Raw genomic sequence first — 22,854 nt, 5'->3', positions numbered from 1 at the left:
CGGGCTGCTGCCCAGCTCTCAAACGAGCGTGAAGTGCAGCTCGCCCAGTCCCTCGAGGCTGGATACGACGGCGTCGCCCGGCTTCAGCCATCGCCGTTCCGCCCGCGGGATCTTCTCGCCGAAGATCACCCCCTGCGGCGTGCCGGTGTAGAAAATGTCGCCCGGCTTGATGGTCATGACCTTCGAGGCGAAGCTGATCAGCTGGCGGCAGTTGAAGATCATGTCGGCCGTGGTCCAGTCCTGCCGCACCGCACCGTTGACCTTGGTGACGAGCCGCAGATTGTTCGGGTCGGGCACGCGGTCGGCGGTCACGAGGTAGGGGCCGAGCGGCGCGAACCCGTCCGATGTCTTGCCGATCATGAATTGCGATGTGAGCGTCTGCAGGTCGCGGGCGCTGAAGTCGTTGCCGGTGGCGTAGCCTGCAACGTAGTCGAGGGCGTCGGCCTCCGAGACGTCGCGGCATTCGCGGCCGAAGACGATCACCAGCTCGGTCTCGTAGTCGAACTCGCGGGCGGCGTACGTCGGCAGCTTGATCGTCCCGCCGTGGTGATTGAGCGTGTTGTTGTATTTGTTGAACAGCGGTGGGTCCTTCGGCGGCGGCGTTCCCGTCTCCTCGGCGTGCTTGCGGTAGTTGAACCCCATCATGATGATCTTTTCCGGTCGGGTGACCAGCGGCGCATAGGCGACCTGATCCTCGGCGATCGTCAGGCGCGGGTCGGGGGCTGCCTCGACCGCGTCGATCACCGCGCGCAGCATCGGACCCTTCCCGTTCTGCAGGAGGTCGTCCATGTCGGCCGGCACCGGCAGGCCCACCGCCTTGCCGGCGGCGGTGACGTCGAGCACGCCGTCCCGGGTCTTCAACCCGAGGCCGTACGCGCCGTCGCGGCGGAGGTTGATCAGGATCATGTCGCGCGGCATGCCCCATAGGGCCTTTGCCGGGGGCAGCGCGGACGCCGCCGTCTCGGCCGCCTGCGCAGGCGCTGATGCCGTAACGGCAGCAGCCGCAAGGCCCGCCGTCGCCTTCAGGAAATTGCGTCGATCGCCCATCATCGTCTCCTCTCGAGATCGCTGTCCCGTCGTGGCGGCCCTTTGGAGGGCCGTCCGCGTGTCCGATGCGGCGAAACCGCATCGGGATCGACAGGATGCGCCGATCTGCGCGCGATGTCAGGCGAACGAATGCAACCTACGGGACAGGTGGGACGGGTTTGTCGTTCCCCGCCTCACGCCGCGACGGCGGTTTCGGCGAGGCCCCAGGCCTGCGCGAGCAGGCTGTAGGAGCGGCGGCGCGCCTCCTGGTCGGGGATGGCGCACACGACCATGATCTCGTCGGCCTGCGTCGCCTCGGCGAGGCCCGCCAGCAGCGCGCAGACGGTCTCGGGCGCGCCGACATGCAGCCGGTCGCGGCCGCGGGCGATGCGGGCGCGCTCGGCGTCGCCGTAGGGATAAGCCTCGGCCTCGGCCAGGGTCGGGATCGGTGCGTACTCGCCGCGCTCGCGCCGCAGCGTCGCCAGCTGCGTGCTGAGCGCCAGGCGCTCGGCTTGCGCGTCGGTCTCCGCGCAGACGACTGCGACCGCGAGGATCGCGTGGGGCTTGGCGCCCCAGCGCGAGGGCTGGAAGCCCCTGCGGTAATCGAGCATCGGGAAACGCGCGTCGAACGAGGCGAAGTGCTGCGCGAAGGCGAAGCCGAGCCCGAGGCGTGCGGACAGGTGCGCGCTGTAATCCGACGAACCGAGCAGGAAGATCGGCGGCAGGGGCACGCCGGCCGGCATCACCGCCACGGTGTTGAACGGATGGCCCTCGGGGAACCCACCGGTCTCCCACAGCATCAGTTCCTGCAGCCGGTCGAGGAAGTCGTCGCCGCCGCGTGGCGCCTCGCGGCGGCGCAACGCCTGGGCGGTGATGCCGTCGGTGCCGGGCGCGCGGCCGAGGCCGAGGTCGATTCGCCCGGGAAACAGCGCCTCCAGGACCTTGAACCGCTCGGCCACCATCAGCGGCGCGTGGTTCGGCAGCATGATGCCGCCGGAGCCGACGCGGATCGTACGGGTCGCAGCCGCGATCTGGCCGACCATGATGTCGGGGGCCGGGCTCGCCACCGAGGGCAGGGCGTGGTGCTCGGCGAGCCAGTAACGGCCGTAGCCGAGGCGGTCGACATGGCGGGCGAGGTCGAGGGAATCGCGCAGCGCCTGGTCCGGGGTCGAGCCGGAACCGACGAACGACAGGTCGAGAACGGAGAGATTTGCCATCGACCGGAGATGGTGTCGCCCGAACCGGCCGTCGAGGCGGTCGCTAGCGCCCGAGCCCTGCATCCGGCGCGTGACGTTTCCCGCCGAACCCCGACCGGGCGCCTTGCCGGCTTTCCGACCCGCGACTACGGTCCCGCCGCCGTCACGGGACGGCGAAACCTGCACGAAAACCGGAGTCCCCATCATGGGCTTTCTTGCCGACGCCCTCTCGCGCGTAAAGCCATCCGCGACGATCGCGATGACGCAGAAGGCGCGCGACCTGAAAGCCGGCGGCATGGACGTGATCAGCCTGTCGGTCGGCGAGCCCGACTTCGACACGCCCGAGCACATCAAGCACGCCGCCATCGAGGCGATCAACCGCGGCGAGACCAAGTACCCGCCGGTCTCGGGCATCGTGCCGCTGCGCGAAGCCATCGTGAAGAAGTTCAAGCGCGAGAACGGGCTCGACTACAAGGTCTCGCAGACCATCGTCGGCACCGGCGGCAAGCACGTCATCTACAACGCGCTGCTCGCCACCCTGAACCCCGGCGACGAGGTCGTGATCCCGCGCCCCTACTGGGTGTCCTACCCGGAGATGGTGGTGCTCTGCGGCGGCACGCCCGTCTTCGCCGAGACCGACATGGCGCACGACTTCAAGCTTCAGCCCGAGGAGCTGGAGCGGGTGCTGACCCCGAAGACCAAGTGGATCATCCTCAACTCCCCGTCGAACCCGTCGGGCGCCGCCTACAGCCACGCCGAGCTGAAGAAGATCACCGACGTGCTGATGCGCTATCCGCACGTCTGGGTGCTCACCGACGACATGTACGAGCACCTGACCTACGGCGACTTCGAGTTCGTCACGCCGGCCCAGATCGAGCCGGGCCTCTACGAGCGGACGCTGACCATGAACGGCGTCTCGAAGGCCTACGCGATGACCGGTTGGCGCATCGGTTACGCCGCCGGCCCGGAGAAGCTGATCAAGGCGATGGACTTCGTCCAGGGCCAGCAGACCTCGGGCGCCTCGTCGATCTCGCAATGGGCGGCGGTGGCCGCGCTCGACGGCACGCAGGCGCACCTCGCGCAGTTCAAGGCGGCGTTCCAGGAGCGGCGCGACCTCGTGGTCTCGATGCTGAACCAGACCAAGGGCCTGCAATGCCCGACGCCGGAAGGCGCGTTCTACGTCTACCCGTCCTGCGCGGAAACGATCGGGCGCACGGCGCCGTCCGGCAAGACCATCGCGACCGACGAGGATTTCGTCACCGAGCTGCTCCAGGCGGAGGGCGTCGCCGCGGTCCACGGCTCGGCCTTCGGCCTCGGCCCGAACCTGCGCATCTCCTACGCGACCTCGACCAAGACCCTGGAGGAAGCCTGCAACCGCATCCAGCGGTTCTGCGGCTCGCTGCGCTAGGACCGGCGACGGCCGGCGCGAGGATCCTCCCCGCGCCGGCACCAGCCTGAAGGTGGTGCGATGCAAACGATTGCCGTCATCGCCCCGGGCGCCATGGGCAGCGCGGTCGCGCGGCGCCTCGCCGAGAACGGCGTCCGCGTCCTGACCTCGCTGACCAGGCGCAGCGCCGCGACCCGCGCGCGGGCCGAGGACGCCGGCATGACCCATGCCGAGGATGCCGAGATCGTCGCGGCCGACCTGATCCTGTCCATCGTGCCGCCGGCCGACGCCGCCGCCCTGGTGGCTCGTCTCGCACCGAGCTTGGCCTCGGTGGTGAAAAAGCCGGTCTACGTCGACCTGAACGCTGTCTCGCCGACGACGGTGCACGGCATCGCCGCGACGATCGCGCCGAGCGGGGCGCCGTTCCTCGACGGAGCCATCCTCGGGCTTCCCCCGAAGCCCGGCGCCAAGGGACCGCGGATCTACGTGGCGGGCGAGGATCTCGCCCCCTTGCTGGCGCTGCGCGAATGCGGGCTCGACATGCGCGCCTGCGAGGGCGGCGTCGGCGCGGCGTCGGGCCTGAAGATGGCCTATGCCGGCATCAACAAGGGCCTGCGGGCGCTCGCCGCCATCGTCGTGCTGGGCGCCGAGCGCGCCGGCGCCGGCGCGGCGCTGCGGGCCGAGCTCGCCGAGAGCGAGCCGGAGCTGCTCGCCCGGTTCGCCGCTGGCTTTCCCGACATGATGCCGAAGGCCCATCGCTGGGTCGCGGAGATGCACGAGATCGCCGACTTCCTCGCGCCGGACCGCGCCGGCGGCCAAGTCTTCGCCGGCGCGGCCGAGATTTTTGCACGGCTCGCGGCGTCCGAGGGTGAGGCGGACGTCGTCGCGCTGCTCGCCTTCGCCGAGGCCGCAGGCGGATCGTCGCGGACGCGCTGATCGCGCCGCGCTTCGGTTGCCGGCTCGAGGCACTTCACCTATGTCGGCGGTCCCTGCGGCCGATGCGCCTGATGGTTTCGCGAGCCCGCTCGGGCCTGCATGGACGCGGGGTCGGCAGTGACGGGGCGGCTCGGACCAGTTCTCTGGACCGTTCCTGTGAAACCTGGTGGGCCGGGATGCTGCAGGCGTGTCGGAGGCGCGGGGAACAGGAACCGCGGACCCGGCGCATGGCCCACACAAGTTTCGACCCGTTCCGGGACGGAGGTCGGCGCAGGCCTTCGGCTTTCGTTCACGCTCTTCGGCAACAGTGAGGACGGGCCGGGGAACCGGCCGCGTGTCACTGCGTTTTGCCGGGCTTGACCATCATGCGGGGGTTCCTCACCAGCGGCGTCAAGGCGATCCTGGCGATCGCGGCGCTGTCCACCGCCGCCCACTGGGCGCTTCGGGTCCAGCGCGATCCGGCGCCCAGCGCGCAGATCCAGGCGAGCCTCCCCGATCCGGCCACAACCGGGTCGATCGAGCCGCGCAGGGCAGAACGCGCCGCGGCCCAGCCGGCCAAGGCGTCGGCCAACCTCGATCAGGATCACCTCTCGGCGCTCATCGCCAGCACCACCGGTGCGAAGCCGAAGCCGCAGAAAGCGCTCGTCGCCAAGCGCTGAGCGCTTCGGGCGACCGTCTCGAAACACGCGAAAGGCCGCCCACCGAAAGGTGGACGGCCTCGTCGCGTTCGGACAACCGATCAGGCGGCGAGCGACCGCGGCGCGTGCCGCCCTTCCGCGATCTCCTCGATGATCTTGGCCGAGAAGGCGTCGAGATCGCCCGGGTTGCGGCTGGTGACGATACCGTGGTCGGTCACGACCTCCCGGTCGTGCCAGCGGCCGCCGGCGTTGATCACGTCCGTGCGGATCGAGGAGAACGAGGTCAGGTCGCGGCCCTTCGCGGCGCCGACCTCGATCAGCAGCCACGGCGCGTGACAGATCGCGGCGACCACCTTGCCGGAGGTCACGAAGGCCTTGATCACCTCCAGCGCCTTCGGCTCGAGGCGGAGCTTGTCCGGGTTGATCTGGCCGCCGGGCAGGACGAGCGCGTCGTAGGCGCCCGGGTCGACGCCTTCCAGGTCGAGGTCGACCGCGACGTTCTTGCCCCAGTCGGTCTTGTCCCAGCCGCGGATCGATTCCGGCTTCTCGCGCGACTTCGGCGCGGCGACGTGCACCGTCGCGCCGGCCTGGCGCAGCTTGGCCTGGGGAACGGTGAGCTCGGTCTCCTCGAACCCGTCGGTGGCGAGGATCAGGACCTTGGCTTGCTTGATGTCGGGCATGGCGTTTCGCTCCGCATGGATGGCGTCGGCCGGCAAACCGGGACGCTCGCGCGCGGTTCCCGGACCAAGCGGCAACCCAGGACTGCGCGGAACCCTCGCGCGGGCGATCCGTTGCCTAACCCACCACCCACCTGCACGAGGCAACGCATGGCCAACCCCGGCCTTCCGACCCCCGATCCCACCCCCGGCGACCTTCCGCCGCCCGTTCCGCCGGACGACCTGCCCGATATCGGCCCGACCGGGCCGCGCACGCCCTATCCAGTCAACGACCCCGGCATCGGCGAACCGGGCGGCCCCGGCTCCGAGCCGGACGTGTTCCCCGGCGCCCCGACGGACCCCGGCGTCCGGATGTGAGGACGGCTCAATGGCCGCCGTGCGACGCCCTGACGTCGCGCGGCGCCACGAGGATCTCGGAGAGGCTCGTCGCCACGTGACGGGCCTCTTCGTCGGTCAGGCGCAGCTGGAACGGCGGCAGGGCCCCCGCCTGGAAGGCGACGACGGCTTGGCCCTGATCGTCGGTGCCGACTTCGATCGCCGAGGAGGTGACGTCGAGCATCGCGATGTCCTCGTCGCCCATCTCGTCGGCCATGTCGGCCTCCTCGGGCTCGTCGATGGCGGTGAGTAGCTGGCCGACGGCGCGCACGAGGGCGCGGGCGGCGCGGGCATCCATCACGACGGCGGTCGCCTGATCGTCCTTCTGGAAGGAGAGCTGGATGTTGGCCCCTTCCAACGAAACCGAGATACCTGCCATGGATCGCCTAAAAGCCTGAACGCGAACCCTTATATGCACCGAGGCACCCGAAAATCCCAGCGGCCGCGGACCCGGTTTCGCCGGGCCTCGCCGAGATGCTGCATCCTTGCCTTGTTGCGGCCGCAGGCAACCCTTAGATAGGGTTGTGGGGGGCTCAACCCTGGGACGGACGCCGGTTACGGGTCTCATGCCCGATGCCCTGCCACCCATACCAGACTTAGAAGTCAGTCGATCCGGTCGCGTTCTCAGGAGCGGGACGGCTCGACCCATCGTCGATACGAGGTTCTCTACGTGAATACCGGTACCGTGAAGTGGTTCAACGAGACCAAGGGCTACGGCTTCATCCAGCCGGATGACGGCGGCAAGGACGTGTTCGTCCACATCTCCGCCGTCGAGCGCGCCGGCATGCGCAACCTGATCGAGGGTCAGAAGGTCTCCTACGAGATCCTCACCGACAAGCGCAGCGGCAAGGACGCCGCCGGCAACCTCCAGGCTGCCTGAGGCCATCGGTCTCCCATCCACGCGACCGTGAACGCGGTCGAAACCATCCGACGCCGCCATCCCTCGGGAACGGTTGCGCCGGACGGTCAAGGTAAACCAAATCTTAATCGCCACAGCTTAGAAACAGAGCCGGGTCCGCCATGCTGCGGAGCAAACCCGGTCAATCGGAAGACAAAAACACACACCATGTTGTTCGAATACACCCGACGCCGTAGCGTCCGGTCGCCCGTCACGGATTCGGCGACCTTCAAGGTGGGACGCATCAGGCAGAGCGCGACGTCGGACGCCCCGACCCTCGACCTCTCCCACCTCATCGATGGCTCCTACAACTACCATTCGCCCCGGGAACTGCGCTGGCATCTCGCCGAGCGCCTCGGGCTCGCGCCAGCGGCTCTCGCGCTGCGCGAAGCCGCCCACGCCTGATCGCCCGCGGCGGCGAACGGCCGAGAGCGGGTGACCGCCAGGCACGAACGCAAGCCGGCGAGGGCCAGCCTTAGACCGACAGCAATGAGCCGATCCCGGTCCGACCGGGTCGGCTCTTTCGCGTTTCGAGGCCGCTTTTTTTGCTCGAAGACGGCTACCGGCCCTTGGCCCAGGCCGCGACGACGCCGTCGCGCAGGCCGTGCGGCACCGCGATGAGCTCGCCATGCACCGGATCGGGGCGGTTGTAGACCGTCGCGACACCGGCCATGTCGCAGACCGACCCGCCGGCCTCGCGCAGGATCAGGTCGGCGGCCGCGAGATCCCAGTCGCGCGCGTCCGACGACACCAGCCCGACGTCGACCGAGCCTTCGGCGACGCGGGCCACCCGCAGGGCCAGCGACGGAATCCGGTCGATCCGGTCGAAGGCCGGCTCAGCCCGATCGCGCGAGACCCCGCGCTCCAACCGATCGATCATCGGCTTCGGGCCGGTGACGCGGGCGGTCGGAAGCGCCGCGTCGCGCGCGGCGGCGATCGCGGCGCCGTTGCGCGTCGCGCCGCGTCCCCGGATCGCCTCGTAATCATGGCCGAGCGCCGGCGCGTTGACGAAGCCGACCACCGGCTCGCCGGCCTTCAGCAGCGCCACCGCGATCGACCAGTCCCTATGGCCGGACAGGAAGGCGCGGGTGCCATCGATCGGGTCGACGATCCAGACGAGGTCGTGCCCGATCCGCTCGGCGTCGTCGGCCGTCTCCTCGGACAGCCACGCCGCCTCCGGCACGATCTGGCTCAGCCGGATCTTCAGGAAGGTGTCGACGGCGACGTCCGCCTCCGTCACCGGCGAGCCGCCGGCCTTCGACCAGATCTTCGCCGAGGTATGGCCGCCTTCCTTGAAGAACGGCAGGGCGAGGGAGGCCGCCTCGCGAAGGGCCTCGCGCAGGTCCGGCATCAGGGCGTGCACGAAGTCCGCGGAGATCGGGTCGGTCATGGCGGTCCGTGTCGGGCGATGGGGCAAGGGGTCGGCATCGCGGCTCGCACCGCTCCGCGCGCCGGCGCGACGTGCGGGTCGTTGCCGGGCGCGACGGGGGAGCGACGCGCCGGAGCGCGACGGCACCGTTGTAGGGTCTGCTCGAAAGCGCCACAAGGATGCCGAGGCCGCAGGGCGATAACGGAAAAACCCACTGATCGCGGCAAGGAACCATTGAGCATTCCCGACGGGAAGGCGATGTCCACGATCGCTTAACGCTCACTCTTAAGGCACCGTGGGGAGGTTAGACGCCAATCTTCTTGGCAGAACGGACGACCCCAGCAGGTCGCCACTTGCAAATGGACGGCGGACCGATGAACACCTTCGAAACCATGGACCGGACCGCGACCGATCATCTTGCCGAGACCGTCCGTTCCGATCGGGACGGCGCCGCGCCCGCCGGCTTCGCCTTCGCCGCCTCGGCCTTGCCGGTGTTCGGCGCCAGCGGGATTAAGCCCACGGGCATCGCGCTCTCCTTCGCCGCCGACGAGGCGGAGAGCTGCGGCGAGGACCGGTTCGCGCTGTGTCTCGTCGACGCCGCCGGCGCCGTCCTGGCCAGCCTCGGCCCGTTCTGCGAGGACGAGGTCGTCGCGATCTGGCGCGACCTCGCCGCCCGCACCGGCCTGCCGCGGATGATCGTGCGTGAGGACGGCGTGCTCGCCGTGGTCGCCGCCCAGGTCGGCCGCCTGATGCTCGGCAAGACCCGCATCCGCCGTCGCCACGGCTCGCTCGGCGATCGCCGCCCGCGCTTCCTGGTGCGCCGCAAGACCGGCCGCCTCCCGGTCCGCCCGCAGATCCACCGCGGCGAGAACGAGATCATCGCCCGCTCGTAAGCGACGCCCCCCGGGCGCCTCGCCCGAGACCCAGCCGTCATCCGCCGCATCGAAGACTATCTTAAGTCGGCCAGCCCTGGTTGATCGTGTCGGCGGCAAGCCCCGCGAACAGGATCAGGCCCGCTCCGCGGTTCGAGCGGAACAAGGCCAGCGCCTCGCGCCCGTCGCGCGCCTTGAGGCGCAGGACTTGGCGGCCGAGATGGGCTGCGAAGGCGGCGACGCCGAGACATCCCAGCAGACCGGCGCCGGCCCCGTAGGCGGCCAGGCCGATCAGCAGCACCGCCGCGCCGTAGCAGGCGCCGACCGCCAGCCGAAGCCGCGCGCCGAAGAACCGCGCCGACGAGCGGATGCCGGCGATCTCGTCGTCCTCGATGTCCTGCACCGCGTAGATCGTGTCGTAGCCGACCACCCAGGCGATGGTGCCGGCGTAGAGCAGCAGCGCCGGCACGCCGACCTGGTCGAGCAGCGCCGCCCAGCCCATCAGCGCGCCCCAGGAGAAGGCGAGGCCGAGGACGAGCTGCGGCATCGACATGACACGCTTCATGAACGGGTAGATCGCCACCGGCACCAGCGAGCACAGCCCGACGCCGATCGCGAAGGCGTCGAACTGGATCAGCACCAGGAAGCCGACCAGCGCCTGGACGGCGAGGAAGGCGGCCGCGGCCCGCGTGCTCACCTGGCCCGAGGGCAGGGGGCGGGAGCGCGTGCGCTCGACCTGGGCGTCGAGGTCGCGGTCGGCGATGTCGTTGTAGGTCGAGCCGGCCCCCCGCATCGCCACCGCGCCGACGAGGAACAGCAGCAGGTGGCGCGGGTCGGGCCAGGGCAGGCCGGCATGGGTGGCGGCCAACGCCGTCGACCACCAGCACGGCAGCAGCAGCAGCCACCAGCCGATCGGCCGGTCGATCCGCGCGAGCCGGAGGAAGGGCCGCGCGGCCCGCGGCGCGAGCCGGTCGACCCAGTGGCCGGTGACGGCGTCGGCGACGGGCGGTTCCACGGCCTTCGTGGCGTTCACGCCGAGGCCTGCGATCGGGTTCGCGTGGGGCGGAGGCTGCGTCGCATCCGCCTCAGAGCGCGCCCTGCGGCATCTTGAACTGGCCGGTCAGGCCGGGGCCGCCGAGCAGGCCGCCACCGCCGCCACCGTTCTGGGCCTGGGCGCGGGCCTGCGCCTCCATCTTGGTGGCTTGAGCCGCCATGCCGCAGATCTTGGTGCGGATGCCGACGACCTTGGTGTGGTCCGCCTTGAAGCCCTCCGCGAACGAATCGGGGATCGAGCACCACTCCTTGTTGGCGGCGATCCACTTCATGCCCTCAACGCCGTTGGCCTGCAGCTTGCCGAACAGGGCGCAGGCCTCCTGGGGGGTCATCTTCTTCTTCGCCGTGGAGGCGGAGTTCGCCCGGGAGACGAGGTCCTTGCGGGTCTGGAGCGTCGTCTGGATCGTGCCGCACTCGGCGCCCTGGGCGAAGGCGGCGGTGCTGGCGGCGAAGCTACCGACCACCAGGGCGGCGGCCAGTCCGTAGGTCTTGATGCGCATGGTCTCGACTCCCTGGAGATCCGCCCCGGTCGCGGGTGAAGCGCCGTCGGCGTGGCACGCAGCGTCGACGGATGTCGTCTTGATCCGGATGGCGGCCGCGCTGCGGAACGGACGGCCCGGACTGATCCGGGCTCCGCTTCGCCATAGGAATGTGGCGTCAATCGAGCCGCAAACGGGCCGGCGCCGACATGGCTGGGCAACGTTTCGAAAACCCGGGCTCGTGGTGTTTCGGCAACATCGTCGATCCTGTCCAGGCGTTGACAGCCGCGCATGCGCACGCGACGGAGCCCGGATGGCCGCCTACGACTTCACCGCGCCCCGTCTCCACGTGGCGCACGACCTCTTCGCGGGCGCGAACCTCCCCCTCGACCGGGCGCAGGCGAACTACCTGCTGAACGTCCTGCGCCGGCAGCCGGACGACCCGGTGCTGCTGTTCAACGGACGGCACGGCGAGTGGCGGGCGAGCCTGGTTCCGTCGGGCCGCAAGAGCGCGCACCTCACCGTCGTGGACCAGGCACGCACGCAGACCGTCGCGCCCGACCTGCACTACCTGTTCGCGCCCCTGAAGAGCGCGCGGCTCGACTACCTCGCCCAGAAGGCGGTGGAGATGGGGGCGGGCACGATCCGCCCGGTCCTGACCCGCTACACCCAGGGCGAACGCCTCAACACCGACCGCCTGCACGCCAACATGATCGAGGCGGCGGAGCAGTGCGGCATCCTCGCCGTGCCGACCCTGATGGAGGCCGCGCGCCTGCCCGCGGCGCTCGCCGACCTCGCCCCGGAGCGGCTGCTGGTGTTCTGCGACGAGGACGCGCCCATCGCCGACCCGGTCGCGGCCCTGCGCGCGGCCGCCGACCCCTCGGTCCCGGTGCCGCTCGCCGTCCTGATCGGGCCGGAAGGCGGGTTCGCCCCGGAGGAACGCGCGGCGATCCTGGCGCGGCCGAACGCCGTGGCGCTCTCCCTCGGCCCCCGCATCCTGCGAGCGGACACCGCGATGGTCGCAGCCCTCGCCCTGGTCCAGGCCGTGCTCGGCGACGCGCGGTGACCCGCCCGCCGGCGTGCGCCTGCGCACATCGGCACTTCGGGACGGCCTCGGCGCCGGGCGATTGGCCGCCGATGCGGGGCAGGGAAGCCCAGGGTCGCGTTGTCGTGTCCGGCGCCCTGGACTATGCACGAGCCATCCCGGCGACGGAACACGACCGCATCGCTCTCTTCCAGACGGCCGGCGCGCTTCCCGAGTTCAGCCCATGATTTCTTGGCGAGGCAGCGCATGGCGCGCGATACGTCCGACACGACACCGCTCACCACGCGTGTCGAACTGATCGACTGGTTCGCCGCCGGCGAGAAGCCGCGCGCGGACTTCGCGATCGGCACCGAGCACGAGAAGATCCCCTTCTACGTCGAGACCCGCGAACCCGTTCCCTATGCGGGCGAGCGCGGCATCCGCGCGCTGCTCGAGGGCGTCGGCCGCGAGACCGGCTGGGAGCCGATCCTCGACGCGGGCCACGTCATCGGCCTCGCGGGGCAGGCCGGCGGCGCGATCTCGATCGAGCCGGGCGGCCAGTTCGAGCTGTCGGGCGCACCGGTCGCCGACGTGCACGCCACTGCGACGGAGCTCGACGAGCACCTGGCCGCCACGAAACGCGTCGCAGACGGCCTCGGCATCGGTTTCCTCGACCTCGCGATGAGCCCGAAATGGTCGCGGGCCGAGACGCCGGCGATGCCCAAGAGCCGCTACAAGATCATGGCCGGCTACATGCCGAAGGTCGGGTCCCTCGGCCTCGACATGATGCTGCGCACCGCCACCGTGCAGGTCAACGTCGATTTCGCTTCCGAACCCGACATGGTGCGCAAGCTCCGCGCCTCGCTGGCGCTGCAGCCGGTGGCGACCGCCCTGTTCGCCAACTCGCCATTCACCGACGGGCGGCCCAACGGTTTCCTGTCGCGCCGCTCCGAGATCTGGCGCGACACCGACCCCGACCGCACCGGCATGCTGGGCTTCGCCTTCGACGAAGGCTTCGGCTACGAGGGCTACGTCGACTGGTTGCTCGACATGCCGATGTATTTCGTCAAGCGCGGCGACACCTACCACGACGTCTCGGGCGCCTCGTTCCGCGATCTGATGGCCGGCAAGCTCGCCCAGATGCCGGGCGAGTACGCCACCGTCTCCGACTGGGCGAATCACGCCTCGACCGCCTTCCCGGAAGTCCGGCTCAAGCGCTTCCTCGAGATGCGCGGCGCCGACGTCGGCGACGCCGGGATGATTGCGGCGCAGGCCGCGTTCTGGGTCGGCCTGCTCTACGACGAGGCCTCGCTCGACGCCGCCCTCGACCTCGTCTCCGGCTGGAGCGCGACGGAGCGGGAGGCGATCCGCGCCACGGTCCCGCGCTCGGGCCTCGCCACGCCGGTTCCCCGCCGCAGCCTCGGCGCGGTCGCGGCCGAAGCGCTCGCCATCGCCCGCGCCGGCCTCAAGGCCCGCGCCCGCCGCGACGCCTCGGGACGGGACGAGACGATCTACCTGCAGCCGCTGGAGGCGATCGTCGCCGCCGGCCGCTCGCATGCCGAGGACCGGCTCGCCGACTTCGAAGGTCCGTGGAAGCGCTCGGTCGACCCGAGTTTCACGCATTGCCGGTTCGCGTAGTCCCTTAGGCTCCGACCCGGTCCCTCGACCAAGTCGGCGCCATCCTCGCCGGGGCGCCTCGTATGCCGGACGCAGCACCGATCGACCTCGATCTCGCCGGGCTCAAATGCCCGCTGCCGGTCCTGCGCACCCGTAAGGCGCTGCGGAGCCTGGCCCCCGGCACGTTGCTGCGGGTCACCTGTACCGATCCGCTGGCCTCGCTCGACATCCCGAACTTGGTACGCGAGGAGGGCGACACCCTCGAAGCCCGGGACCGGGTCGGCGCCGCGACGTGCTTCTCGATCCGGCGCGGACCGGCCGCGTGCCCCGGAGACTCCGCGAAGCCGCCTCATTCCTGAACGATCCCCCGCCTAGGACAGGATCGACGCGGCTCGATCAGGAAGATCCACAGGCATGGTACCCATCATCCGCGGGACGCGCCTCGTTCATGACGGCTGGGCCCGGTTCCTCGTCGCCGAGGTGACGATGCCGGACGGCACCCGCATCACCCGCGAGATCGAGGATCACGGACGCGCGGTCGCCGTGCTGCCCTACGATCCCACCCGCCGCGTCGCGCTTCTGGTCTCGCAGTTCCGGGCTCCGGTGTTCTTCGCCGAGGGCCCGCTCGACATGCTCGAGACGCCGGCGGGCATCCTCGACGAGGGCGACCCGGAGGAGGGCGCCCGCCGCGAGGCCTACGAGGAGACCGGCGTCGAGCTGACTGCGTTGGAACGGGTGGTCAGCGCCTGGACCGCGCCGGGCATCTCGACCGAGCGGATGGACCTGTTCCTCGCCGCCTTCAGCGCAGCCGACCGGTCCGGACCCGGCGGCGGGCTCGCCGAGGAGAACGAGGCGATCACGGTCCACGAGGTCGCGCTCGACGACCTCGCGGCCCGTAGCGACCGCGGCGAGATCGCCGACATGAAGACGCTGACGCTGGTCTTCGCCCTGCGCCTGCGCCACCCCCACCTGTTCGCCGCCGCCTGAGGCGGCCGGTTCAGGCGGCCGCGTCGCGTTCCTTGAGGTCGCGACGGACCAGCGCGATGAAGCGCCACGACCGCACGAAGTAGCGGTGGAACAGCCGCCGGGGCGACAGGGCGAAGCGGAACGCCCATTCGAGGCCCGCGCGCTGCAGCACGATCGGCGCCCGTCGTACCAGCCCGGCGGCGACGTTTACCGCCTCGCCGACCGCCAGCACGATTGGCGTGCCGAGGGCGGCGCCCTGGCGCGTCACCCAGATCTCGGAACGCGGCGCGCCGACGCCCATCACCAGCAGGGTCGTGCCGTGTTCTCGGATGCGGGCAGACAGCGCGCAGCCGTATTCCACGTCGTCGACGAAGCCGAAGGGCGGGACGCAGGTGGCGACCGCCGCGGGGTCGTAGCCCGACCGCACCAAACGATCCCGGATCGCGTCGGCGACCGCGTCCTTGGAGCAGACGAGGAAGACGCGCTGCCCCGCCGGACCGGCAAAGAGCGCGTGCGCGAGGAGGTCGTGGCCGGTGACGCGGGCGGCCGGCTGTCCGCGCAGCCGCGCGAGCCAAACCAAGGGCATGCCGTCCAACGTCCGCGCCGCGGCGGCGTCATAGGCCCGCCGGAACGCATCGTTCTCCGACAGCAGGACGATGTGGTCCATGTTGGCCGTGACGACGAGGCGCGGCCCGTCAGACGACTGCAGCGCCGTGGCCGCCAGGATGCCGGCCGCGGGGCCGGCGGCGAAGTCGAGCCCGAACATCCGTATGCCCCAGGCCGTGCCGGCCTCGATGCCGCGATCCATGATGGGTTCCGGCGCGGCGTCGGGGCCGTGCCCGAGCGAAGGGTTCGTGCCGGGGGCGGCCCGGGCGCCGGGTGATGCGACACGCGCATCGAAGCGCGCCGCCTTCACCGTTCTGTCGTCCACGAGATGGACCGCGCCGACCTCAAGCATCGGCCGCCCGGAAGCTTCGGGGCGACACATGCGCGGCACGGCGCTCGTTGCGGTCCTTGCGCCGGTCGCGGGCGGCCCCGAGTGAGAGCGCGATGGCTCCACCCAGCAGGATTCCGACCAGAAGCGCCACCGGCAGCACCACCTTCGGCGAGGGCGGCCAGGTGCGGACGCGGGCTGGGACGGCGGGCGAAATGATTCGGACGTTGATGCTGTTCAGCCGCTCCTGCTCGCTCGCCTCGCGCGACCGGCGGAGATAGGTCTCGTAGACGCCGCGGCGGGATTCGAGCGTCCGCTCCAGCTCGCGCAGGCCGACGTTGGCACGGTCGCTGGTGACGGTCTCGGCCTTGGCCCGGTCGAGGCTCTTGCGGATCGCGGCTTCGCTCGCCGCGGCGCGATCGTAATCCTTCTGCGTCGTCTCGATGATCCGCTCCTTCTCGCGCTGGATCAGGCGCTGGAGGTCGCGCTGCTGCGCGTATTGCTCGGCCATCGCCGGGTGGCGCTCGCCGAGGCGGGTGGCGAGCTCGGCGGTGTTGCGCGACAGCGTGGCGTATTGCTGGCGCAGCGCCTGCATCTCGAGGGATTGCAGCATCTCCGGCAGCGCGGTGCTGGCGTCGCCCGCTTTCATCTTGCGGGCCTGCTCCAAGCGCGAGCGCGCTTCGGCGGTCTTGATCTGGGCGGTGACGAGCTGCTGGTTGAGGTCGCCGAGCTGCTGGTCGGTGAGCAGGCGCCCGCTGGAGGCGACGAGGTTGTTGTCCTCGCGAAACTTCTGCACCTTGCCTTCGGCGAGCTCGACGTCGCGGCGCAGGCTCGACAGGCGGCCGTTCAGGGCGTCGGAGGCGCGGCGCGCGGCCTCGGTGCGGGCGCCGGCCTCCTCAGCGAAGTAGGCGTCGCCGATGGCGTTGGCGATCCTGGCCGCCTTCGCGGGATCGCGCGACTGGACCAGCACGTCGATCACGAAGGTGCGCTCGGCCCGGCGCACGGTCGTCTTGGTCTGCAGGGTGTCGATCGCGACGTTGACCGGGTCGCGGCTGCCGGGGGGCGGCAGCATGCCGAGAGCGGTCCGCAGCCAGACGATCGTCGGGTTGTCGGAATCGGGCTTGGCGAACTCGTCGTCGTGCGCGAGGTCGAGCTTCTCGACCGTGCGCCGCAGGACGTTGTCCGACTGGATCACCTTGGTTTGGCTCTCGGCGAGCGACACGCCGCTGTCGGCCTGGGGCGTGCGCGCGCTGACGTCGTTGTCGACGACGCGAAGGTCGGAAGGGTCGACCAGGATCTGGATGCTGGAGGTGTAGACCGGGGTGAGCAGTCCGAGGAACGCGACGGCGGCGGCGACCATGAACAGGCCGCCGAGGACGATGAAGCTCGCGCCCCTCCACAGGCGGCGCAGGATCGTGCCCGCGTCGGTCCGATCGGAGAAGCCCGGCGGCAGGGTCACGTCCACCGGCTCGCCGCGCACGGGGGTCGAGAAATCGAACATCGGTCTCTGTCCCTCACGTACCCGGCATGGCGTCGGGTCGATCCCGTATCGGAGCGGTCCTGTCCCGCCTTGAACAGGGAGCGGCGGGCGCCCGCACTGTTCGACAGCATCTCAGCAATTCGCGGACCGCGCGCCGACCTCATACGGCCAAGCAAAACCTTTCCCGTCGCCTTATAGACAAGTCCGAACCGGGCTTCGGAAGCTGCCGATACGGTTTCATGCTTAACGATACGACGGTTCGACCTTCAATACGTAGTCCGGCTCACGTCTCGGCGGTCAAGCCTCGGAACTGACCGCCGCCGGCGGAACGAGGCTGTCGGGTCCGTAGGCGGAGGCGCCCTCCACGAGGTAGGCGCGGAAGGCGTCCGCATCGCGCGATGCGAGGCGATTCCAGCGCGCGACGTTCGCGCGCGCATCCGTCGCGGCCTGGCCGAGCCGGCCGGAGCGCATAGCCTCGATCAGCGTGGCTGCGGAGCCCTCCGGGTCGGACGGGTGGATGAACAGGCCGGATTCGCCGAGCACCTCGCGGAACACCGCGTCGTCGGGCGCGACCACCGGCAGGCCGCCGTGCTGGATTTCCAGCAACGGCAGGCCGAGCCCTTCCGCCTTCGAGGTCGAGAGCAGGAGGTGGGCGCTTCCGGCGAGCGCCCGCAGGGCTTCGTCGCCGACATAGCCGTGCCAGGTCAGGAACGGCGGCGGGTCGTCGAGGAAGGCGTGGCGGCCCCAGCCGAGGCGGCCGACGACGTGCAGCTCGGCGGACACGCCCGCACGGTTCAGGGCGGCCGTGAGCGCGATCGCGGCCGGGTAGTCCTTGCGCGGCTCGATCGTGCCGATCGCCAGCAGGCGCAGGGGCGCGCCGGGGTGGAAGGTGGCTGGGCCGGGCAGGCCGGCGAGGCCGAACACGTCGCGCACGCCGGGCCGCAGCAGCGCCACCAGCGCGTCGTCTGCGCAGTGGCGACGCAGGTCCGCGCCGGTCTTGCGCGAGATCACGAGGAAGCGCCGGCCCCAGCGCATCGCGAAGCGGAAGGCCGGGGCCATGTAGAGCCGGCTCTTCCAGGCCAAGTCCTGCGGCCGGTCGAGGAGGAAGGTGTCGTAGACGCAGAGGATGCAGCGCTTCGAGAACGGCGCCATCAGCGGGCCGGGAGGAAAGCCTGCCATCAGGAACTGCGCGTCGGGCTCGCGCGCCGCCCGCAGCGGCAGGCCGACCTGCTGCGCGAGGATCATCCCGGGGAGGCCGCGGCTGCGAAACGGCCTAACCTCGCGGCCGAGCATCGCCGGCGTGAACTGGTCGAGCGCGACCCGCTCGATGCCGGTGACGTGGCCGCGGACATGGGTCTGGTCGAGGTAGATCGGGCCGTTCATCGACGGCCTCCGCGCAGGGATCGAAGGCGGGCGGCCCAGTACAGGCCGCGCCGCGCCCAGGGCGGCAACCTGCGGCCGAGCAGGCGCTGCTTGGCGCGGCGCAGGCCGCGGACGAATGGGCCGGATTGCGCCGCGACGAGGCCGGTGGCGGCGACCGCCGGCATCGCGGCGAAGGGAAACTGGCCGAGCATCTCCGGTGCGAACCGCACGCGGTGGCCGTGGCTCGGCACCATCCCCCGCTCGCGAAAGACCCGGTCGAGCGACATCGCGCAGGCCGCGGGACTGAACCGGCTCTCCAGGGCGATTCGCGCGAAGGCGCCGAGGCGGGCGAGGTCTGCGCGGTCGGCGACCAGCTCGACCAGGGCGTCGCCGAGCGCGCCGGGCTCCACTGGAACCAGCCGTCCGGACACGCCGTCGATCACCGAGGTGGTCAGGCCGGCGGTGCGGTAGGCGAGCGTCGGCGTGCCGCACAGGCCCGCTTCGATCGGCGTCTGGCCCAAGGTCTCGAGCCGGCTCGCGGTGACGTGGAGGTCGCAGGCGCCGTACCAGACGGCGAGTTGCGCCTCGTCGGCGACGAGCCCCGGCGCGAACAGGTTCGGCAGGGCGAGGCGGGCCGGGTGGTCGAGGCGCCCGATCGCGACGAAGCCGATGCCGGGGCCGGCGACGCGGCGCAGGGCCTCGGCGAGGTCGCCGACGTTCTTGTCCGGCCCGTCGAGGACCACCGCCGAGACCAGGATCAGCAGGTCGTCGGCGGGCAGGCCGAGGGCGCGACGCAAAGCAGTCCTGTCGCCTGGGCGGAAGACGTTGGTCGGAAACGCCAGCGCCAGGGGCGCGACCACGGTGCCGGGCGGCGCGAGCGCCGCGGCGCGCGCGGCTGTCCAGGCGGAGTTGGCGAGGAGGATCGGCCCGTCCCGCAGGGAGAGCACCGCCCGCTTGGCCGCGTGCGTGCCGGCGATGCGCCGCCGTGCGAGCTGCGGGTATTCATCGGGCGTCGGGCAGGCGGCGTCGCAGCCGACGGTTTCGATTCGGAGGCAGCCGCGCGGATGGGCGCAGCGCCCGGTCAGCGGAAACAGGTCGTGCAGCACGAGCGCGACCGGCCGGTCGGCGGCGAGGCGGCCGGCTATCGCGAGGCTCCGGGTCGCCCCGTGCAGGTTGCCGGCAAGCACGAGGTCGTGGCCGCCCGCGCCGATCGCCGCCTCGGCGACGGGAAACGCGTCCGTCCATTCCGCGGCGACCGGCGGCGATTCGTCGGCGAGCACGACGTCCACGACGCGATGCCCGGCCAGCCGCAACGCCTCACCGAGCCGCCGATGGGCGATGCCCGCCCCACCGGCATGGCCGGTGCCGGTGAGGGAGGCGATCGAGAGGGTTGGGGACTGCGACGAATCCTGGGAAAGCCGTAACGCTTTCCCTCCCCCCGCATAGGGAGGAGGGAGAGGCGCCGGCTGGAATGCATCTGTACTCAGGGTCGAATCGGTCTCTCGTTCGCCCAACCGATCGAACTGCAGCAGCACCGGCCGGCCGATGCGAGCCAAACCGCGCGCTGTTCGGCCGACCGCCGCCCAGGCGTGCGCGGCCCAGCCGGCGTCGGAGAGGTCGAGGCCCGGCAACGCCGCGAGCGCATCGCGACGCCACAGCACCTCGCCGCCGGTGAACGGGATTTCGCTCGTGTCCTCCCCCGACAGCGAAGGCACGTCGAGGCTTGTCACGGCGCCGTCGAACAGCACGCGTAGGCCGGCCACCGCGCCGGCGCCGCTCAGCGCCGCCTCCAGGGCGAGCGCCGCGAGGGCGCCGGGTGCCAGCAGGTCGCCGGCGGGAAGGACCAGGACGTAGTCGACCGCTTCGTCCGCGAGGATCGCGGCGGAAGGCGCCGATCCGGCGGGCACCACGTCGTGCCGGCACTCCGGGTAATCCTGCCGGGCGACCGAGGCGACGCCGTCCGCGAGCCGCGGCTCGTCGCCGGACGCGATCGTGAGCACGCGCAGGCGCGGCCACGGTCGCCCGGCCGGCAGGCTGCCGGGTCGGGCAAGCAGGCCCTCGGACCGGCCGTAGGGCCAGTCCGCGATACCGTAGGTGGCGCTGCGGTTCGGATCGGGGGAACGGGCGGTCACGACGGGGGCGGGCGGCTCTGCGCGACGCGTCGCGGGGCCGCGACCATGCCCGGCGATTGGTGAAGATCGCCTTCCGCGTGCAGCCTCAGAGCGCGACGCGGATGCCGGCCGCACCCGCCTCCGCCCGCCCGACGATCGCCGCGGCCGGATGCCCGGCGGCGCGGATGCGGGCGAGGATCTCGTCGGCGCGCTCGGGCGCGCAGGCGACGAGCAGGCCGCCGGAGGTCTGCGGATCGGTGAGCAGGTGCCGCGCCCATTCGGGAAAACCGTCGGGCAGCGCGACGTCGGCGCCGAAGGCGGTCCAGTTGCGGTGGGACGCGCCGGTGACGAAGCCGTCCCGCGCGAGCGCTTCGGCCGCGGGCAGCAGCGGCACCGCCGCCCAGTCGATCGCGAGGCGGCAGCCGGCGCCGCGGGCGAACTCGAGCCCGTGCCCGAGCAGGCCGAAGCCGGTCACGTCGGTGATGGCGTGGACGTCCGGATCGGGACTGAGCTCGGCGCCGACCTTGTTCAGCAGCGTCGTCGTCGCGACGAAGTCCGCGTAGCCGCCCGCCGGTAGGGCGTCGCGCTTGATCGCGGCGGAGTAGACGCCGACGCCAAGCGGCTTGGTCAGGATCAGCACGTCGCCGACCCGCGCGTCGGCGTTGCGGCGCACGTCCTCGCGGCGGCAGATGCCGATCACCGCGAGCCCGTAGATCGGCTCGGGCGTGTCGATCGAGTGGCCGCCGGCGATCGGGATGCCGGCCTCGGCGCAGGTCGCGGCGCCGCCCTTCAGGATCTCGGCGACGACCTCGGGCGCGATCTTGCCGACGGGCATCCCGAGGATGGCGAGCGCCATGATCGGGCGGCCGCCCATGGCGTAGACGTCGGAGATCGCGTTGGTGGCGGCGATCCGTCCGAAGTCGCGCGGGTCGTCGACCATCGGCGTGAAGAAGTCGGTGGTGGCGATGACGCATGTGCCGTCGTCGAGCGCCCACACGGCGGCGTCGTCGGCGGTCTCGTTGCCGACGAGCAGGCGCTCGAACGGCCCGGCGATCGGCTGGTCGGCCAGCAGCGACCGGAGGATCGCGGGATCGAGCTTGCAGCCGCATCCGCCGCCATGGGCGAGGCTGGTGAGGCGGACGGGGGACGCATCCATGGGAGCACCGCGAAGTTCGATGGGATCGGTCATGTCGTCGGGCCGATACCACGGATCGCGCCCGCGATCCGCCACGGCGGCGACGGATGGGACAATCGGCGCCGACGGCCCATATTCCGGGCGAACATCTCGGAGACCGTTCGATGCCCGACACGCCTGCCCGCAGCTTCGTCCCCCTGTCGATCGCGGTGCTCACCGTCTCGGACACGCGCGGGCCGGAGGACGACCGCTCCGGCGACACCCTTGCGGAGCGGCTGACCGCAGCCGGCCACGCGCTCGCCGCCCGCGCCATCGTGCCCGACGAGGTCTCGGCGATCCGCGAGACGGTCGAGGGCTGGACCCGCGATCCCGGCGTCGACGTGGTGATCACCACCGGCGGCACCGGATTCACCGGGCGCGACGTGACGCCGGAGGCGCTGGAGCCGCTGTTCGAGAAACGGATGGACGGCTTCTCGGCGGTGTTCCACCGCATCTCCTACGACAAGATCGGCACCTCGACGCTGCAGTCGCGGGCGACGGCGGGGGTCGCCAACGCGACCTACGTCTTCGTGCTCCCGGGGTCGCCCGGCGCCTGCCGCGACGCCTGGGACGGCATCCTCGCGAGCCAGCTCGATTACCGGCACCGCCCCTGCAACTTCGTCGAGATCATGCCGCGCCTCGACGAGCACCTGCGCCGGGGCGCCTCCGTCACCGCGTGACCCTCACGCCCGGTCGATCCGGGCGATGAGCCGGCGCGGCGTCAGCCGAGGCGCGAACGTGCCGGCCTCGGTGAGGCGGTCGCGCCGGACCACGTCGCCGGGCCGCGCCACCCCGGCGCCGACCATCGCCTCGGCCCAGACCGCGAGCCGCGTCGCGAGGCTCGCATGCGGACGCGACAGCCGTCCGAGGGAGTCGGCGCCCGCGGTGCCGACGAACCGGTCGAGGGTGCGGATCCAGCCATCCCCCGGCACGTCGCCGGCCTCGAGGCACAAGACCCAGTCGCGGCGCGCCAAAGCCGCCCCCGCGACCCAGGGGTTCGCTCCGGGCGGCATCACCACGAGGCTGGCACCTGTGGCGTCGGCGATGGTGTCGACGCCGGGGTCCATCGCCGCCGCCACGATCACCGCATCGCCCACGAGACCGGCGGCGACGCCCGCCACGAGCGCCCCCAGGGAGTCGGCCAGACGGTCGAGCGCGTCGGCGTCGCCGGGGTCGGCGACGAGAACCAGGGCGGAGATCATGGTCGCGCATAACGTATTTTCGGCCAGCGAGGACGCTCGGCCGCGACGCGACGCGCTTGCGTTGCGCGGTTGCCACAA

General features: G+C 71.4%; 25 protein-coding genes. 12 read left to right on the top strand and 13 right to left on the bottom strand.

The genetic code is table 11. The annotated features are described in order from the left end of the window. Positions 1-18: 18 nt before the first annotated feature. Together MFF13_RS07180 and MFF13_RS07175 are read right to left on the bottom strand one after the other, a co-directional pair. Complete coding sequence (locus MFF13_RS07180) at positions 19-918, bottom strand: fumarylacetoacetate hydrolase family protein (protein WP_373322493.1); 900 nt, start codon at positions 916-918, stop codon at positions 19-21. A gap of 302 nt (positions 919-1,220) precedes the next feature. Further along, entirely contained in the window at positions 1,221-2,243 is a 1,023-nt protein-coding gene (locus MFF13_RS07175) for an LLM class flavin-dependent oxidoreductase (RefSeq protein ID WP_147831787.1), read from the bottom strand. A gap of 184 nt (positions 2,244-2,427) precedes the next feature. Here MFF13_RS07175 and MFF13_RS07170 point away from each other — a divergent pair, with 184 nt between their 5' ends. The 3 genes from MFF13_RS07170 (at position 2,428) to MFF13_RS07160 (ending at position 5,204) form a co-directional block, all read left to right on the top strand. Beyond that, entirely contained in the window at positions 2,428-3,630 is a 1,203-nt protein-coding gene (locus tag MFF13_RS07170; RefSeq protein ID WP_147761993.1) for a pyridoxal phosphate-dependent aminotransferase, read from the top strand. Between the two features lie 60 nt (positions 3,631-3,690). After that, positions 3,691-4,545 carry an NAD(P)-dependent oxidoreductase gene (locus MFF13_RS07165; protein WP_147831785.1) on the top strand — a complete coding sequence of 285 codons (855 nt, stop codon included), beginning with the start codon at positions 3,691-3,693 and terminating at the stop codon, positions 4,543-4,545. Positions 4,546-4,910: 365 nt separating this feature from the next. Then, the gene (locus MFF13_RS07160) at positions 4,911-5,204 is read left to right on the top strand and encodes a hypothetical protein (protein ID WP_147752558.1); all 294 of its coding nucleotides are present in this window, start codon (positions 4,911-4,913) and stop codon (positions 5,202-5,204) included. 80 nt (positions 5,205-5,284) lie between these two features. On the opposite strand, the gene MFF13_RS07155 is transcribed toward MFF13_RS07160, so the two are convergent. Continuing rightward, the gene (locus tag MFF13_RS07155; RefSeq protein ID WP_147761992.1) at positions 5,285-5,863 is read right to left on the bottom strand and encodes a type 1 glutamine amidotransferase domain-containing protein; all 579 of its coding nucleotides are present in this window, start codon (positions 5,861-5,863) and stop codon (positions 5,285-5,287) included. 147 nt (positions 5,864-6,010) lie between these two features. Here MFF13_RS07155 and MFF13_RS07150 point away from each other — a divergent pair, with 147 nt between their 5' ends. After that, the gene (locus MFF13_RS07150) at positions 6,011-6,217 is read left to right on the top strand and encodes a hypothetical protein (protein WP_238271615.1); all 207 of its coding nucleotides are present in this window, start codon (positions 6,011-6,013) and stop codon (positions 6,215-6,217) included. A gap of 7 nt (positions 6,218-6,224) precedes the next feature. Here the strand turns inward: MFF13_RS07150 and MFF13_RS07145 are convergent, their stop codons facing one another. Next, positions 6,225-6,614, bottom strand: coding sequence for a hypothetical protein (locus tag MFF13_RS07145; RefSeq protein WP_147832428.1), 390 nt, complete (start codon positions 6,612-6,614; stop codon positions 6,225-6,227). Between the two features lie 291 nt (positions 6,615-6,905). Here MFF13_RS07145 and MFF13_RS07140 point away from each other — a divergent pair, with 291 nt between their 5' ends. Further along, positions 6,906-7,115, top strand: a complete 210-nt coding sequence (locus MFF13_RS07140; RefSeq protein ID WP_147725959.1) for a cold-shock protein — start codon at positions 6,906-6,908, stop codon at positions 7,113-7,115. 186 nt (positions 7,116-7,301) lie between these two features. Further along, positions 7,302-7,538: an AsnC family transcriptional regulator gene (locus MFF13_RS07135; protein WP_147753603.1), complete on the top strand. Its 237-nt coding sequence runs from the start codon at positions 7,302-7,304 to the stop codon at positions 7,536-7,538. Positions 7,539-7,692: 154 nt separating this feature from the next. Here MFF13_RS07135 and MFF13_RS07130 read toward each other — a convergent pair whose 3' ends face one another. After that, a complete protein-coding gene (locus MFF13_RS07130) occupies positions 7,693-8,523 on the bottom strand; it encodes a 3'(2'),5'-bisphosphate nucleotidase CysQ (protein WP_147831910.1) in 831 nt (276 codons plus the stop codon). 353 nt (positions 8,524-8,876) lie between these two features. Here MFF13_RS07130 and MFF13_RS07125 point away from each other — a divergent pair, with 353 nt between their 5' ends. After that, on the top strand, positions 8,877-9,395 hold the full coding sequence (locus MFF13_RS07125) for a DUF6101 family protein (protein ID WP_238271614.1): 519 nt from the start codon (positions 8,877-8,879) through the stop codon (positions 9,393-9,395). Between the two features lie 61 nt (positions 9,396-9,456). Here the strand turns inward: MFF13_RS07125 and ubiA are convergent, their stop codons facing one another. Then, positions 9,457-10,407 (bottom strand): 4-hydroxybenzoate octaprenyltransferase, encoded by a 951-nt coding sequence (gene ubiA / locus MFF13_RS07120; protein WP_147831912.1) that lies wholly within the window; start codon positions 10,405-10,407, stop codon positions 9,457-9,459. Between the two features lie 52 nt (positions 10,408-10,459). Then, on the bottom strand, positions 10,460-10,927 hold the full coding sequence (locus MFF13_RS07115; protein WP_147753600.1) for a hypothetical protein: 468 nt from the start codon (positions 10,925-10,927) through the stop codon (positions 10,460-10,462). 292 nt (positions 10,928-11,219) lie between these two features. Here MFF13_RS07115 and MFF13_RS07110 point away from each other — a divergent pair, with 292 nt between their 5' ends. The 4 genes from MFF13_RS07110 to MFF13_RS07095 all read left to right on the top strand — a co-directional run bounded on the left by MFF13_RS07110 (position 11,220) and on the right by MFF13_RS07095 (position 14,534). Next, positions 11,220-11,972 (top strand): 16S rRNA (uracil(1498)-N(3))-methyltransferase, encoded by a 753-nt coding sequence (locus MFF13_RS07110; protein WP_147831915.1) that lies wholly within the window; start codon positions 11,220-11,222, stop codon positions 11,970-11,972. Positions 11,973-12,197: 225 nt separating this feature from the next. Continuing rightward, entirely contained in the window at positions 12,198-13,568 is a 1,371-nt protein-coding gene (locus MFF13_RS07105) for a glutamate--cysteine ligase (RefSeq protein ID WP_238271612.1), read from the top strand. A gap of 62 nt (positions 13,569-13,630) precedes the next feature. Next, positions 13,631-13,906 (top strand): sulfurtransferase TusA family protein, encoded by a 276-nt coding sequence (locus tag MFF13_RS07100; protein ID WP_238271610.1) that lies wholly within the window; start codon positions 13,631-13,633, stop codon positions 13,904-13,906. A 55-nt stretch (positions 13,907-13,961) separates the two neighbouring features. Beyond that, positions 13,962-14,534, top strand: a complete 573-nt coding sequence (locus MFF13_RS07095; protein ID WP_147753596.1) for an NUDIX domain-containing protein — start codon at positions 13,962-13,964, stop codon at positions 14,532-14,534. 10 nt (positions 14,535-14,544) lie between these two features. On the opposite strand, the gene MFF13_RS07090 is transcribed toward MFF13_RS07095, so the two are convergent. The 5 genes from MFF13_RS07090 to selD form a co-directional block, all read right to left on the bottom strand. After that, entirely contained in the window at positions 14,545-15,444 is a 900-nt protein-coding gene (locus MFF13_RS07090) for a WecB/TagA/CpsF family glycosyltransferase (protein ID WP_238271608.1), read from the bottom strand. A gap of 19 nt (positions 15,445-15,463) precedes the next feature. Beyond that, entirely contained in the window at positions 15,464-16,948 is a 1,485-nt protein-coding gene (locus MFF13_RS07085; RefSeq protein ID WP_147753595.1) for a GumC family protein, read from the bottom strand. 276 nt (positions 16,949-17,224) lie between these two features. Further along, a complete protein-coding gene (locus tag MFF13_RS07080; protein ID WP_147831921.1) occupies positions 17,225-18,310 on the bottom strand; it encodes a glycosyltransferase in 1,086 nt (361 codons plus the stop codon). Further along, positions 18,307-20,421 (bottom strand): glycosyltransferase, encoded by a 2,115-nt coding sequence (locus MFF13_RS07075; RefSeq protein ID WP_238271606.1) that lies wholly within the window; start codon positions 20,419-20,421, stop codon positions 18,307-18,309. Before MFF13_RS07075 ends, MFF13_RS07080 begins: the two co-directional genes overlap by 4 nt. Before the next feature lie 85 nt (positions 20,422-20,506). Beyond that, positions 20,507-21,556, bottom strand: coding sequence for a selenide, water dikinase SelD (gene selD, locus MFF13_RS07070; RefSeq protein ID WP_238271604.1), 1,050 nt, complete (start codon positions 21,554-21,556; stop codon positions 20,507-20,509). A 143-nt stretch (positions 21,557-21,699) separates the two neighbouring features. Between selD and moaB the strand changes: the two genes are divergently transcribed. Beyond that, on the top strand, positions 21,700-22,254 hold the full coding sequence (moaB, locus tag MFF13_RS07065; protein ID WP_147832373.1) for a molybdenum cofactor biosynthesis protein B: 555 nt from the start codon (positions 21,700-21,702) through the stop codon (positions 22,252-22,254). Positions 22,255-22,257: 3 nt separating this feature from the next. Here moaB and MFF13_RS07060 read toward each other — a convergent pair whose 3' ends face one another. Further along, entirely contained in the window at positions 22,258-22,776 is a 519-nt protein-coding gene (locus tag MFF13_RS07060) for a hypothetical protein (protein ID WP_147832372.1), read from the bottom strand. Positions 22,777-22,854 lie beyond the last annotated feature (78 nt).

The organism is Methylobacterium cerastii (genome assembly GCF_022179125.1).
Lineage (GTDB): Bacteria > Pseudomonadota > Alphaproteobacteria > Rhizobiales > Beijerinckiaceae > Methylobacterium > Methylobacterium cerastii.
Note: the sequence above shows the minus strand (reverse complement) of the source record. Positions and strands in the feature narration are given on the sequence as shown.

Coding starts and splice junctions, on each gene's coding strand:
- MFF13_RS07180 (WP_373322493.1), bottom strand. CDS start 918: ATGCCGCGCGACATGATCCTGATCAACCTCCGCCGCGACGGCGCGTAC.
- MFF13_RS07175 (WP_147831787.1), bottom strand. CDS start 2,243: ATGGCAAATCTCTCCGTTCTCGACCTGTCGTTCGTCGGTTCCGGCTCG.
- MFF13_RS07170 (WP_147761993.1), top strand. CDS start 2,428: ATGGGCTTTCTTGCCGACGCCCTCTCGCGCGTAAAGCCATCCGCGACG.
- MFF13_RS07165 (WP_147831785.1), top strand. CDS start 3,691: ATGCAAACGATTGCCGTCATCGCCCCGGGCGCCATGGGCAGCGCGGTC.
- MFF13_RS07160 (WP_147752558.1), top strand. CDS start 4,911: ATGCGGGGGTTCCTCACCAGCGGCGTCAAGGCGATCCTGGCGATCGCG.
- MFF13_RS07155 (WP_147761992.1), bottom strand. CDS start 5,863: ATGCCCGACATCAAGCAAGCCAAGGTCCTGATCCTCGCCACCGACGGG.
- MFF13_RS07150 (WP_238271615.1), top strand. CDS start 6,011: ATGGCCAACCCCGGCCTTCCGACCCCCGATCCCACCCCCGGCGACCTT.
- MFF13_RS07145 (WP_147832428.1), bottom strand. CDS start 6,614: ATGGCAGGTATCTCGGTTTCGTTGGAAGGGGCCAACATCCAGCTCTCC.
- MFF13_RS07135 (WP_147753603.1), top strand. CDS start 7,302: ATGTTGTTCGAATACACCCGACGCCGTAGCGTCCGGTCGCCCGTCACG.
- MFF13_RS07130 (WP_147831910.1), bottom strand. CDS start 8,523: ATGACCGACCCGATCTCCGCGGACTTCGTGCACGCCCTGATGCCGGAC.
- MFF13_RS07125 (WP_238271614.1), top strand. CDS start 8,877: ATGAACACCTTCGAAACCATGGACCGGACCGCGACCGATCATCTTGCC.
- MFF13_RS07115 (WP_147753600.1), bottom strand. CDS start 10,927: ATGCGCATCAAGACCTACGGACTGGCCGCCGCCCTGGTGGTCGGTAGC.
- MFF13_RS07110 (WP_147831915.1), top strand. CDS start 11,220: ATGGCCGCCTACGACTTCACCGCGCCCCGTCTCCACGTGGCGCACGAC.
- MFF13_RS07105 (WP_238271612.1), top strand. CDS start 12,198: ATGGCGCGCGATACGTCCGACACGACACCGCTCACCACGCGTGTCGAA.
- MFF13_RS07100 (WP_238271610.1), top strand. CDS start 13,631: ATGCCGGACGCAGCACCGATCGACCTCGATCTCGCCGGGCTCAAATGC.
- MFF13_RS07095 (WP_147753596.1), top strand. CDS start 13,962: ATGGTACCCATCATCCGCGGGACGCGCCTCGTTCATGACGGCTGGGCC.
- MFF13_RS07085 (WP_147753595.1), bottom strand. CDS start 16,948: ATGTTCGATTTCTCGACCCCCGTGCGCGGCGAGCCGGTGGACGTGACC.
- MFF13_RS07080 (WP_147831921.1), bottom strand. CDS start 18,310: ATGAACGGCCCGATCTACCTCGACCAGACCCATGTCCGCGGCCACGTC.
- selD (WP_238271604.1), bottom strand. CDS start 21,556: ATGGATGCGTCCCCCGTCCGCCTCACCAGCCTCGCCCATGGCGGCGGA.
- moaB (WP_147832373.1), top strand. CDS start 21,700: ATGCCCGACACGCCTGCCCGCAGCTTCGTCCCCCTGTCGATCGCGGTG.
- MFF13_RS07060 (WP_147832372.1), bottom strand. CDS start 22,776: ATGATCTCCGCCCTGGTTCTCGTCGCCGACCCCGGCGACGCCGACGCG.